The organism is Microbulbifer maximicatervae (SeqCode) (genome assembly GCF_052467385.1).
Genome location: NZ_CP174311.1, coordinates 4,892,186 through 4,905,876 on the forward strand (window position 1 = coordinate 4,892,186; position 13,691 = coordinate 4,905,876).

A 13,691-nucleotide genomic window follows, 5' to 3' on the forward strand; every position below is an offset into this window, starting at 1 on the left:
TGCTACACCTCCTCTCGCGTCGGCTCTTTGACGTCTTCGCCATCCAGCCAATCGACCTTGTTCATTTTCCTGACCACCACAAATTCATCCCGGTTACAGCCCACAGTGCCGTAGTAGTTGAAGCCGTAGGACTGCTGGGCGTAGCCACCGATCATATGGGTGGGTTTCATCACCGCGCGGGTTACGGAGTTGTGGATACCGCCTCGGGTGCCGGTAGTTTCCGCTCCCGGTGTATTCACGATGCGCTCCTGGGCGTGATACATCATGGCCATACCGTCGGGCACTCGTTGAGATACCACTGCGCGGGCAGCAATGGCGCCGTTGACGTTGAAGATTTCGATCCAATCGTTGTCTTCAATACCTGCCAACTTGGCGTCGTACTCACTCATCCAAACGATGGGGCCACCGCGAGACAGGGTGAGCATCAGCAGGTTGTCGGAGTAGGTGCTGTGGATGCCCCACTTTTGGTGCGGGGTGATCCAGTTCAGCAGGATCTCCTTGTTACCGTTGGGCTTCTGGTTCAACACCGGTTGCACGGTTTTCAGGTTGATCGGCGGCTTGTACACACACATGTTTTCGCCGAAGTCACGCATCCACTCGTGATCCTGGTAGAACTGCTGGCGGCCGGTGATGGTGCGCCAGGGGATCAACTCGTGCACATTGGTGTAGCCGGCGTTGTAGCTCACATGCTCATCTTCCAGGCCAGACCAGGTGGGCGAGGAGATAATCTTGCGGGGCTGTGCCACGATATCGGCGAAGCGAATTTTTTCGTCTTCCTTGGGCTTGGCCAAATGGGTGTGATCGCGACCGGTAATCTCACCGAGGGCTTCCCAGGCCTTCACGGCTACCTGGCCGTTGGTTTCAGGGGCCAGTGAAAGAATCATTTCGGCAGCATCTACCGCACTGTCGATACGGGCGCGGCCATCGCGAGCAGTTTCGTCTTTCCAAGTGCGATTGAGCTTCTTGAGGAAGTCCACCTCATCGTCAGTGTTCCAGCTGATGCCCTTACCGCCGTTGCCGAGTTTCTCCAGCAGCGGGCCGATAGAGGTAAAGCGGTTGTAGGTGTTGGGGTAGTCGCGCTCCACCTCAATCATGCTCGGCGCGGTAACACCGGGGATCAGGTCGCACTCGCCTTTCCACCAAGCCTGTACACCGAACGGCTGGGCGATTTCTCCGGGGGTATCGTGGTGGATCGGCAGAGTCACCAGATCCTTTTCCACCCCCAGGTGGCCATCGGTCAGGTTGGAGAATTCCTTCGCTATGCCTTTGAAAATTTCCCAGTCACTTCGCGCTTCCCAGGCCGGGTCCACCGCCTTGGTGAGCGGGTGAATAAAGGGGTGCATGTCTGAGGTATTGAGGTCGTCTTTCTCATACCAGGTGGCCGTCGGCAATACGATGTCGGAGTAGAGACAGGTGGTGGACATACGGAAGTCCAGTGTCACCAGCAGATCCACTTTGCCCTCGCTGGGGGCGTCATGCCAGGCCACGTCTTCTGGTTTTTTGCCGCCTTCTTCACCCAGGTCTTTGCCCATCAAACCGTGCTTGGTACCGAGCAGATGGCGCAGCATGTACTCGTGGCCCTTACCAGAAGAGCCGAGCAGGTTGGAGCGCCAGATAAACATATTGCGCGGGAAGTTCTGCGGGTTATCCGGGTCTTGGTTGGCGAATTTGAGCGCACCGCGCTTGAGCTGCTGCACCGTGTAGTCTTTGGCAGACATACCGGCGGCGGCGGCATCTTTAGTCAGTTGCAGAGGGTTGATCCCCAGCTGCGGCGCGGAGGGCAACCAGCCCATGCGCTCGGCGCGGCTGTTGTAGTCGATGATGGAAGCCTGCCACTTGCTCTTGTCGGCCAGCGGCGAAACCACTTCATCCATCTCCAACTTCTCATAGCGCCATTGGCTGGCGTGGTTATAGAAGAAGGAGGTACCGTTCATATGGCGCGGTGGACGCTGCCAGTCGAGACCGAACGCGAGTGGGGTCCAGCCGGTCTGCGGACGCAGTTTTTCCTGCCCCACATAGTGGGCCCAACCACCGCCGCTCTGGCCGATACAACCGCACATCATCAGCATATTGATGATCCCGCGGTAGTTCATATCCATGTGGTACCAGTGGTTGAGTCCGGCACCCAGAATTACCATGGAGCGTCCACGGGTCTTGTCGGCGGTGTTGGCAAACTCACGGGCAACCTGGATGACATTCTCACGACGACAACCGGTCACCTTTTCCTGCCAGGCGGGTGTGTAGGGCTTGTCTTCGTCGTAGCTCTGAGCACAGTTGGGGTCGTCGAGGCCGTGCTCGACACCGTAGTTCGCCAGGGTCAGGTCGTAGACGCTGGCTACTTTTAGAATCTCGCCATCTTTGTTTTGAACAAGCTTCACCGGCACCTTGTAGTCGATCACTTCATCGTGTTCGGTATGCTGGAAGTAGTTGTGCTCGTGGGTCTGGCCACCGAAATAGGGGAAGGCGACCTGGGCGATTTCATCGGCGCAGTCTTTGAGGCTGAGCTTCAGCTCCAATTCTTCGCCACTGCGACCATCGCGCTGTTCAATATTCCACTTGCCACGGCCTTCTTTCGCTGAGGGCTCTCCCCAGCGATAACCCATGGAGCCCTGAGGGGAAACCAGCTGGCCATCGTGATTAACACCGATAGTTTTCCATTCCGGGTTGTTATCCTGGCCGAGGTTGTCCGCCAGGTCAGAAGCGCGCAGGAATCGGCCCTGTACCAGCTTGCCGTCGCGCTCTTCCAGGGTCACCAACATCGGCATATCGGTGGTGGTGCGCACATACTCGGTGAAGTAGGCGCTGGGTTTGTCGACGTGGAATTCTTTCAGGATCACATGGCCGAAGGCCATCGCCAGAGCCGCATCGGTACCCTGGCGCGGTGCCAGCCAGGTGTCGCCAAACTTGGAGCACTCTGAGTAGTCAGGGGTGACCACACAGGTTTTGGCGCCCTTGTAACGCACTTCACTGAGGAAATGCGCATCCGGGGTACGGGTTTGAGGCACATTGGAGCCCCATACGATCAGGTAGTTGGAGTTGTACCAGTCGGCGGACTCCGGCACGTCGGTTTGCTCACCCCAGACCTGCGGTGAGGCGGGCGGCAGGTCGCAGTACCAGTCGTAGAAACTCAGACAGTTGCCGCCGATCAGAGACAGATAACGAGCACCAGCGGCGTAGGAAACCATGGACATGGCGGGAATCGGCGAGAAGCCGGTCACCCGGTCGGGACCGTATTTCTTTGTGGTGTAGACGTTGGAAGCGGCAATCAGCTCGTTAACTTCATCCCACTTGATCCGCACAAAGCCGCCCATACCGCGACGCTCTTTGTAGGACTGCGCCTTGGCCGGGTCTTCGACAATACTGGCCCAGGCCTCCACCGGATCGCTGTGTCTCAACTTGGCTTCGCGCCAGAGTTTTACCAGACGTTTGCGGATCTTCGGGTACTTGAGGCGGTTGGCCGAGTACATATACCAGGAGTAGCTGGCACCACGGGGGCAGCCACGAGGCTCGTGGTTGGGCAGGTCCGGGCGGGTGCGCGGGTAGTCGGTCTGCTGGGTTTCCCATGTGACCAGGCCGTCTTTGACGTAGATCTTCCAGCTGCAAGAGCCGGTACAGTTCACCCCGTGGGTGGAGCGCACAATCTTGTCGAACTGCCAGCGACGACGGTAGCCATCTTCCCAGCTGCGGTCGTCATTCGTCTTTTCCCCGTGTCCTCCGGAAAAGGGCTCTTTTTGTTTCTTCAGATATTTCAGTCGGTCCAGGAAATGGCTCATGCGGTACTCCCAGGGCATCGGCATGCGGTTAAAGCATCGGTTTACCGGGAATATAAAAGGGAGGGACGGCGGGATCACCTGACCAAAAAGGGGTAGAAAAGCGACGAACTACCCCCGAATAGGTAGGGAAACGACGCCAGGAGGCCGCTATGGTGGAGCCCTATCCCAGCAATAACAGGGCCTCTGTGTAAAAAACAGGCGCCAGGTTAAATTATGTGCAAAACTGGCGATCTTTAGTGGTACCCACAACTTTGTGCGCCAATGGACGGCACAATAGAGATCAGCCATCCACAACCGCCCCAGGGCGAAGTGAATCCGATATGCTGAACCGAATTCGACAGTCCATCGTCTACCGCATCGGCACCCTGATGCTGCTCACTGTGCTGGTAGCACTGAGCTCTATGGTGGCGTCCTATATTATCTCCGATGCCGCCGAAAACGATGCCGCCGCCGTTAACCTGGCCGGCTCATTGCGGGCTATGAGCTACCGACTTGCGGCCACTGCACCCTCTGGGGATATCGAAGCCACAGCTGAGTTGGCAGACGAGGTGACCGCACGCCTGACCCGGGTACTCAGCATTTCCGACTTCACTGCCAGCGATAACCTGCCCGCAGCGCGCAATTACCGCAAGGTAATCGAAAGCTGGGAGGGAGAAATCCGCCCACTGCTGGAGTCCATTGCCGCCGGGCGCACTTCCATGGACTCCTTGCAATTGGCCAACCGCCTGGAGCCCTTTATCGGTGATGTGGATACATTGGTGTTCGATTATCAGACCATCGCCGAGGAAAAAATAAGCCTGCTGCGTTTGGTCCAGGTGGGCTCACTGTTTGCCATTGTGACCCTGGTTTATCTCTCTTTGTGCATTCTGCACCGCTCTGTGGAGCAGCCTCTCAAGCAGCTGACCAATCGCTCCCTGAGCATCGCCCAGGGAGACTTCAACCAAAACCGCCTGGAGATTAACAGCGAGGACGAGCTGGGGGTTTTAGCACGCACCATCAATTATATGAGCGATGAAATTCATGCGACTCACCGGGATCTTGCCCATCGCGTGGAGTTGAAAACCTCACAGTTACAGAAGAGCCATGAGGCATTGGACTTCCAGTACCGCTTGGCTCGGCGGATCAGCGAAGGCCCACTCTCGGGAGCGGAATTGGGCCAGTGGCTGGGAGAGTTCGCCAATGTCGCCAGCTTGAATAACCTCGACCTATGTCTGATGACACCGGAGGGGGAAGCGCCCTATGAACATTTGGTTCAAGGACTCGGTAATGCCCAGTGCACAGGCAGTGAATGCCATATCTGCGTAAACACCTGCGGCCCCTCTGATGAAGACCAACAGCGCGTGTACCGATTCCCACTGGAAGTGGACAAACGCAATTACGGTGTACTCACCTGCACCCTACCCCGAGGTGAGAGCCTTGATGAAGAACAGCAGCAACGCTTGGCTACCTTTGCCGACAGTGTCACTGCGGCCATCGCCATTAATGAGCGAGAGGCTCAGGAGCGCCGTGTTGCCCTACTGGACGAGCGCGCGATCATCGCCCGGGAGCTACACGATTCCCTGGCCCAATCCCTGTCCTATCTGAAAATTCAGGTTACCCGACTCAACCGCGCCAATCGCAGTGAGCAGGTGGACAAGTCCAAGGTAGAGGAGATTATTACCGAGCTGAAAGAGGGCCTGGATTCCTCTTACCGCCAGCTGCGCGAACTGCTCACCACCTTCCGACTGCAAATAGGTCCCGGCGGCCTGCGCAGTATCCTGGAGCAATCTATCCTCGCTTACCGGGAGCAGCACCCGCAGATTAACGTCCTGCTGGACTACCATCTGGACGAAGTACCACTAACTCCCCACGAGGAAATTCACCTGTTACAACTGGTGCGCGAGGCCTCGCAAAATGCTGTGTACCACTCCCAGGGCGATATGGTGCAGATCAGCCTGACCCAAGCCGACAACCACTCCCTCAATGTACGCATCCTCGACAACGGCATCGGTATCAGCAACGCGCCGGAGAAACGCAATCACTTCGGTATGTCGATCATGCAAGAGCGCGCCAGCAACCTGAATGGCAATCTGAATATCCGCCGCCGCGACGAAGGGGGCACCGAAGTGCGCTTCAACTTTATTCCCCTCTACGCCCGCGAGCGGGAATTGGTGTGGAAAGACGTGGGGTGATAACTCTCTACCTTTATGAAAGGTCACTCGGAACGAACACATTAGTGCCGCCCCTATCATTCGAAATCCGCCAGTATCTTTATTACTAAAAAGGGAGAAGGAGAGAATACACCGCGCTCGGGACCCTATGAGGCATGGATGCCGATTAGGAGCTTGCAGGGATGTATTCACTGCGTGTCTCGAGTGCGGTGTATTCTTTCCTTCCACCCCAGTAGTAACTATCTTCAACGACCTTATTACCTATCCAAGCGCTCTCCCATCCTGAAGCTTCTCCGACACCCAAGTAGCTATCGTCAAAAATACTGACTCTTAAATTGACCCCCAAGGGCCAATAGCGAGCCCATATGCTACAAGTACTTATCGCTAGCCTATCCCGTGATTCACACCGATGACATTGGTGAATATCAGCCCCCTCGATGGCCTGGCACCCAACCATTCCATCAAGCAATGACTATATCGATTTAATAGAGAGGAGAGGTTTATGAAACTGAGTTCATTGCCCAGAGCCACTTTCTTAATGTTGGCAGTATTTCTGCTGGCTTATTCTGCATTCACGATTTCCGATAGCCATAACAAAAAAGAGAAAGATCCATCAGCTGCCAAGCATGGGGCTGGTGGTGAGAAAGCCTGGTCCAAAGCGGGCAATGACAAGATGTTCACCATCTTTAAATCTGACTTAACCACCGCTAATGAGAATATGCTCGGCAAGAAGGTGAATCCGCAAACCCCCAAAGATGCCGATGGCTTCTTTATTGGCGCCTACGACAAACAGTCACATATGCTGCACTTTATGGTGGGCTACAGCGATCTATCAAAGGGCGGGGTGGCAATGTCGCACTTCCATATGCAATGTACAGGCGATGGCAAAGAGCCCCCTATTTGCAAGCCGGGTAAACCTAGTGGCCCGATTATCCAGACTATCTGCGGAATGCCCAATCACCCGGGTATGGTCCCGGACTGGCCCGAGACTAAAACTGACAAGGGCAAGCACGGCCTGGCAAAAAAATGTGCTGAAGGCACCAGTGGATATATTATGGGCAAGTGGATGGTGGAGGAGCCCTATCGCAAGGCGCTAATGGATGGGAAGGTCTTTGTTAACTTGCATACCCAGCTGGACCCCAAAGGTGAGGTTTCTGGCCTGTTAACAATGGATAAGTAGATTACAAATTTACTGACGCGTCTATAAGTCAGAGTTTACTGGTGAGACAAGAAAAAGCTGGGCTTCGTTATGTACAAGCCCAGCTTTTTTATATCTACTTGAAAATTGTTAATTAACAAAAATCAGAATTTTGCTGTAAGCATCAACCAGAGCTTATCGGTATCCTCACTATATTCATCTGCATCGTAAGCGGCATACTTTACCAACGCTGAGAAATATTCATTAAACTCGTGACCGTAACTGATATTCCACTCAGTCCCGTAATCTGCTGAACCTTCATTGGCCTCAAAACTGTGGTAAGTAATTCCCAAATCTCCCCCGGCAAGCGCCAGGCTGGCACCGAGATATAAATCTTCAACACCATCTGCTGGAGTTTCAATGAACTTATCTGTGTAGCCTTGGAATTTGTGTAGTGTAGCCAGTGGTGTGCTAAAACCCACACCGTCGTCAGAACCCAGAACTTCATAACCCAATTTGCCTTTTACCGGCCCTAATGGCGCGGCAACTTCAGCAAGGTAATAGTCGGCTGCAAAATTACTGGGATTATTGCCGATATCCTCCTGGCGGGCATAACTCAGCTGAGTTTCAAACAGGCCAAAATCTCCCCGGTAAGCGGCACCGAAAGTACGGGATGAGAAGCTCTCAGCGTTATCCAGATCCAAGTTGTAGAAGAAGGCAGTTAACTTATGCGCTTCTACCAATGGATAGCTGGCATGAAACAGTTGAATATCCCCATCCAGGTCCGATAAGTCACTGTCTTCACCAAAAATACGGTTTACATTGTAGATATAGCTGTAATCCAGCTGTAACTCCCCTTCCCCGCCAAATTGGTAACGCAGGCCGTCATATGTCTGTTCATTCTGACGCCAACCCACGCCACCGATAAAGCGCTGATCGTCCAGGTTAATTCTCTGTCGACCGGCAACCACCATGGAGTTAAAACCACTGTACTTTAAATAGGCTTGATTAACCTCAGTGCCCTGGGGGTCGACAACGACGGGGTGCTCGGTATTGCCATTCACTGTGGAATTGTAATTGTCGTTGCCAATTTCACTAATGTCATCCACTTCAAAAAACGCATCAAAACCACGGTAGTTGCCACTGGTCCAATTCAGGCGGGTTCTCAGGGTCGAGGCGATAGCAACATCGTCCATATTGTCCTGGTCAACGTTTTCTACCCGGTAACGAAGATTCACTCCCACCTCTCCTGAAGTCAGTGCATCAGTGAGTGTGGCGCTTTCATTCTCTGCTGCGATAGTCTGGTAGCTGGAAATCCCAAGGATGATGGCCGCGATTACGGTGGACAATTTCTGTTGTTTCATTCGCCGTTCCTTTGCAAAAATATTTTGGGTGGAAGGCAACTGCACAAATATGATCGAAACCATTCCCGATCACAGCAGTTATCCCAGTGCGAGTGCATTATGCAGGCGGAGTACCCAGCGATTTATTGATGTATATCAGATTGATGCCTCGCTTTTAGAAAGATTTCCTAGAGGTTTCTGAATAAAAAATTGTTTTGGAAAATAACATTGATTAAGCGAAGTTAAATAAATCAAAGATGGCGGCTACTAACAAAAAAAACCGTAAAAGTTTTCATATTTATCGGACAAATTAATGGGCTTTAAAAACTTGTGAAATTAGTGCCAGCTGCTAAAAGTTATATTCAAATTAGCTCCAGCAATAATAACCAAAAGGGAAATACAATCATGCCTGACTACACCACCTCTTTCTTAAGCCCAGTCACTCAGGAAGAAGCTTACCGGGCAGTTGCTGAAAAGATGTCCCAATGGTGGACGCCAACTAGCGGCCCTTTCCTGGCGGTGGGCGATACCGCCAAGACCGGATTTGGTGGCGAGTCCTACTGGGTGTTTCGCGCCAAAGCTTTGGTACCGCAGAAGTTAATCGAACTTGAGTGTATAGAGTCTAATATGGTTTCTGAGCAGGTTGATGATCCCCAAGAATGGCAAGGCAGTACTCTTCGCTTTGAATTTGCTAACGAACCCGGTGGTACCCGCCTCACCTTTACCCATATCGGTCTCTCACCGGAGATGAAATGCTGGAAGATGTGCAAAAGCGGATGGGATTACTATTTGCCAGGAAGCCTTCAGGATTACCTCAAAGATGGGACTGGCAAACCAAATAACTATTAGTGAGATAGGAGGACCCCGCAGGTGCGGGGAACAAAAGGTGTGAAAACAGGGCTTTTAATCGCCTTCCGGTTTACCGCTGCATCTACAGAGAACACTAAAACTCTAACCTATTGTTTTTAAACAATTTTTCGACGGCTTTGGCAATATCTCAGGGCTGGGGCAACCCAGCCCCTTGTACCTAACATCGGGCTTTCTTTTCTCTTAGCAGTTCTCAACCACTACTCGCCACTGGCCCTCTCCCACTTGGTGCAAATCGATAGCCACTCCTGTTATCTGACGCACAACTTCGATATTGGTCAAGAGGTGGAGGCTCGGCTTCAGGGTAGTGAAGCTTCCACCGGCACCCAGCACCAATGGGAGTATCAATTGGTCGGCCAGATGTTCGCCCACAGGTACGCCAGCGTGTATATAGCGCTGCATCTGCCGAATCGCGCGATCGGCAACGCGCTCAGCGCTAACACCCTGCTGCCCCATAGCCTCAAACACCTCAGTCACTTGCTGGGACTGCAGACGCAGGGAGAGTACATTGCCAGGCCCTTGGGACTTCACCTGCCTTTGATGCAGACGCTCCGATCGCCATTCGCACTTCTTTCGTACCTGCGCCAGCTCCCGCTGGGCCACATGAGCAGGAATATGGGCCGAGGTCGCCACAGCTTCAGCATTCAGAAGTTCACCCCGTTCTGTCAGCTCCAGTTTTGACCACTGCGATAGCGGCTGGATACGTGTGCGCCATGAACCACCCCCGGCAGGATAGAAACCATAATCATCCAGAGCCACCTCCACACCAGCGCCCATACGAGCCAACAGGGGTAAATATGCCTGGGCTATAAAATCAAAGCTAGGAGCCTTTTTATTGTGAGTGCCGCCTTCAAGACACAGCTCACTGACACCATCGGACAATAACAGCGGTAGCAACACGGTTTGAAACACCAAACAGGTACTTCCGGCCGAGCCAATAGGAAAGTGGTATTTACCGGGACGCACTTTTCCCGGTGCAAAAGTAATTTTCGAAGCACCCAATTGTTCGCCGCTGACTTCGGCATGGCTAATTGCTTTGGCTGCTCGCAAGCAGGCTAGGTGCTGACGCAACAAACCGGGTTTTTTACGACCTGCTCGAATATTCTTAATTCGAACCGGTACCCCTAAACAAACAGACAAGGTGAGGGAAGTCCGCAAAATCTGTCCGCCGCCCTCCCCCTGGGCGCCGTCTATCTCAATCACTGTTTAATTCCTTAAAATTTACATCTTTTTTTGGTGAATGGCGCCTTTAAGCCGTAGGACGTAACTTCACCAACTCATTCATCACCCCATCGAGACCGCCATATACGGAAATTTTATCGATGCGGGTACTGACCCGTTCCAAAGCTTCCAGTTCTTTCAAGCGCAACAATACCGGGTTGTTATCCATCAGCTTGGCGGTATTGTGCAGAGATCTCATTGCTTGGGTTTCTTCTCTGCGCTTAATCAGATTTGCCTCAGATTCCTTCTGCGCTTCTACAACCTGATTAAGGATCATCTTCATATCGCCGGGCAAAATAATATCCTTAACCCCGACACTGGTAAGCTCGATACCATATTTCGCCAGCTTGTCGCGGATGCCAGTCGCAATCACAATATTCAACCTGTCCTTATCAGCCAGAAGGCTATCCAGGGTTTGAGTACCCACTGCCTCGCGCAAGTGCAGCTGCAATTCGCGATAAATAAAACCTGTACTATCGCTGAGCTTTAGCGCTACTTTTTTTGCATCGGCAATTTTGTAAGCACCAGTCAAGTTGATACGCAGGCTGACCCGATCCTTGGTCAGGATTTCCTGGCCGCTGACTTCGATGGTTTTCAACCGCAAGTCCAGTACCTTGACCTCGATAGAGCGGTTGTATTTCCAGTAGCCATAACAGCCGGGCTGTAACACCTTTTCCAACTTACCGTTGACCATTAACAGGCCCACGTGCTCATCGGGAATCTCGTTGTAGCTTACCGCCTGAAGGGCGGTGCGCATTTGTCCAGCACGTACACCTCGCCCCAGTAAGCCCAGGACTTTTTTATCGATGGCGTATTCCTCAGAGATGTCCAGGATTTCCACCCGCACGGATTCACCGCCCTTCCACACAGCACGAAAAGTACCCGGTGGCAAAATATCGACCAGGTGATTATCCCGGTAAAACAATCCCACCTGATGGTCTGACAATTCATAGGATTGCAGGTATTCACCAAGGACCTCACCATAGGTGTTTAACAAAAATTTGGCTTTGATTTCACCGAATACCACATCGGTAATATCATAAGTTTCTGCCCGTACATCACCGGACAATAGGGATATACGATGGCTGCCAGGTGGCAGCACCCCTTCAAAACGGTTGCGGCGAAATAGCAACACTCGCTCGCTATCCGCAACATCCACGTTCTTCCATATTTTGAACAGAGATATCATGGTTCTTATCTTTTATTCCGTTTCCATACTGCGCTACCGCAATGGGTGGGGCCCGTCCAGCGACAGGTGGTAAACCGTTTGTGCCGAGTGGAGCCCAGCGGCAGAGGAATTACGATTTTCTCAACTTAGCTCCCCTGAGCCTGCAGCCAAAATCCTTGGCCAGGAGACACAATCATAAATCTTGCCGCTGGATCGCACAGGGCAGACCCACGATTAACGACACAGTTGCCAGAATGCCTCCGCAGTAAATCGCTAAATCCTATTTACCGTATCGAGAGGCTATCGGGCCCCAGGTAGATTTTTAATGGGGAGTCGAACCCCAGGCTCTCGCCTCTTTCCAGGTCGTTTGGATAACGATGGGACTTTGGCAGGAATCGAACCTGCTACAAATCGATAAGTTATCGACTGCTCTACCAAATGAGCTACAAAGTAGGCGTTTGAACTTCTACCCCGTGGGTACACCTGCCGCCATAGGCGGTGGTGCCGGGCCGGGATTCAGAACCGGCTCCGTTGACGGGCTAAAGGCCTCAAACTCGGTTGCGGCAACCCGGCAAATTCGCCCGGCAACCTGCATGCTTGGCAATTGCTTTAGTTCGGCCGATCCCTGGCCTAAAACGCGTCAGCCTTTGACGCAAACCACTTGCTTGAGGGTGTAGACGATTTCCACCAGGTCTTTCTGTGCTGCCATAACCTTTTCGATAGGTTTGTAGGCCGATGGGGTTTCATCGATCACACCCTCGTCTTTTCGGCACTCCACATCGGCGGTGGCCGCGCGATGCTCTTCCAGGGAGACCAGCTTTTTGGCCTTGGTACGGGACATCACTCGTCCGGCCCCATGGCTACAGCTACAGAAGCTTTCTTCGTTACCCAGTCCCCGCACAATAAATGACTTGGCCCCCATACTACCGGGAATAATACCCATTTCGCCGGCACGCGCTCTTACAGCGCCTTTCCGGGTCACCAACACATCTTTGCCATAATGATGCTCACGGGAAACGTAATTGTGGTGACAATTCACCGCTTCCATCCGTGCCTCAAAATCCATCCCCAGGGCCTGCTTCACCGCGCTAATAGTTCGCACCATCATTACTTCGCGATTGATACGGGCAAACTCCTGCGCCCACTCCACCGCCTGCACATAGTCATCAAAGTGCTCTGTACCTTCCGGGAAATAGGCCAGGTCACTGTCCGGTAAGTGGATATGCCAGCGCTCCATATCCCGCTTGGCTTTCTCAATAAAGTAAGTACCTATTCGATTTCCCACTCCCCGAGAGCCACTATGCAACATCAACCACACGCTACCCTGTTCATCCAGGCACATCTCGATAAAGTGATTGCCTGTACCAAGTGTTCCCAAGTGATTGATATTATTAGTATTTTTTAATACCGGATGCCTCTCTTTGAGCAGTTCAAACTGGGCGGCTAGAGGCGCCCAACCGGCAAGTGCATCGTCCGGTGGATTCTCCCAGGCCCCCTTGTCCCGCCCTCTCCCCCGGTGCCGGCCAGTGCGGCCGTGGGGCACGGTGCGTTCGATGGCGCTGCGCACTCCAGCCAGGTTGTCCGGCAGTTGCGCCGCCGTCAGGCTGGTGCGAACCGCCATCATGCCGCAGCCAATATCCACCCCTACGGCAGCGGGAATTACTGCCCCCAGAGTTGGGACCACACTGCCAATAGTGGCGCCTTTGCCCAGATGTACATCAGGCATCGCCGCGACCCATTTATGGACGAATGGCATCTGCGAGATATTTTTGAGCTGCGCTTTGGCTTCATCTTCAAAAGGCACACCCAGGGTCCAGGACTTAATCGGTACCCCACCTGCCTGCATTACTTCATATGGCATTGGTTTCATCTTCCACTCCTTTTGAAACCGCGCTTGGTATTCATGTGTTTCATTTAGTTATTGATATAGCGAATTGGGTGCCAACTTTTGCAAACAGCTGAAAAATACTTGTAACTTATTGTTTTTTAACGATTTATTTTCTATCTCAGGGTTTTTTAGTAGATTTCTTG

General features: G+C 52.8%; 8 protein-coding genes and 1 tRNA gene. 3 read left to right on the forward strand and 6 right to left on the reverse strand.

Features of this window, described 5'->3' with window-relative positions:
* Positions 1-2 precede the first annotated feature (2 nt).
* Positions 3-3,797, reverse strand: a complete 3,795-nt coding sequence (locus tag ACJJIR_RS20950; protein WP_444906697.1) for a nitrate reductase subunit alpha — start codon at positions 3,795-3,797, stop codon at positions 3-5.
* 296 nt (positions 3,798-4,093) lie between these two features.
* Here ACJJIR_RS20950 and ACJJIR_RS20955 point away from each other — a divergent pair, with 296 nt between their 5' ends.
* Together ACJJIR_RS20955 and ACJJIR_RS20960 are read left to right on the forward strand one after the other, a co-directional pair.
* Entirely contained in the window at positions 4,094-5,944 is a 1,851-nt protein-coding gene (locus ACJJIR_RS20955) for a histidine kinase (protein ID WP_444906698.1), read from the forward strand.
* 481 nt (positions 5,945-6,425) lie between these two features.
* Entirely contained in the window at positions 6,426-7,103 is a 678-nt protein-coding gene (locus ACJJIR_RS20960) for a CHRD domain-containing protein (RefSeq protein ID WP_444906699.1), read from the forward strand.
* Positions 7,104-7,225: 122 nt separating this feature from the next.
* Here the strand turns inward: ACJJIR_RS20960 and ACJJIR_RS20965 are convergent, their stop codons facing one another.
* Positions 7,226-8,425 (reverse strand): alginate export family protein, encoded by a 1,200-nt coding sequence (locus tag ACJJIR_RS20965; RefSeq protein WP_444906700.1) that lies wholly within the window; start codon positions 8,423-8,425, stop codon positions 7,226-7,228.
* A 384-nt stretch (positions 8,426-8,809) separates the two neighbouring features.
* Between ACJJIR_RS20965 and ACJJIR_RS20970 the strand changes: the two genes are divergently transcribed.
* Complete coding sequence (locus ACJJIR_RS20970; RefSeq protein WP_444906701.1) at positions 8,810-9,253, forward strand: SRPBCC family protein; 444 nt, start codon at positions 8,810-8,812, stop codon at positions 9,251-9,253.
* A gap of 201 nt (positions 9,254-9,454) precedes the next feature.
* Here ACJJIR_RS20970 and rtcA read toward each other — a convergent pair whose 3' ends face one another.
* From rtcA to ACJJIR_RS20990, 4 genes are all read right to left on the reverse strand, one after another.
* Positions 9,455-10,474: an RNA 3'-terminal phosphate cyclase gene (rtcA, locus tag ACJJIR_RS20975; protein WP_444906702.1), complete on the reverse strand. Its 1,020-nt coding sequence runs from the start codon at positions 10,472-10,474 to the stop codon at positions 9,455-9,457.
* A gap of 46 nt (positions 10,475-10,520) precedes the next feature.
* A complete protein-coding gene (locus tag ACJJIR_RS20980) occupies positions 10,521-11,681 on the reverse strand; it encodes a slipin family protein (RefSeq protein ID WP_444906703.1) in 1,161 nt (386 codons plus the stop codon).
* Positions 11,682-12,040: 359 nt separating this feature from the next.
* A tRNA-Ser gene (locus ACJJIR_RS20985) sits at positions 12,041-12,112 on the reverse strand.
* 188 nt (positions 12,113-12,300) lie between these two features.
* Positions 12,301-13,530, reverse strand: a complete 1,230-nt coding sequence (locus tag ACJJIR_RS20990; RefSeq protein WP_444906704.1) for an RtcB family protein — start codon at positions 13,528-13,530, stop codon at positions 12,301-12,303.
* Between the last annotated feature and the right edge of the window lie 161 nt (positions 13,531-13,691).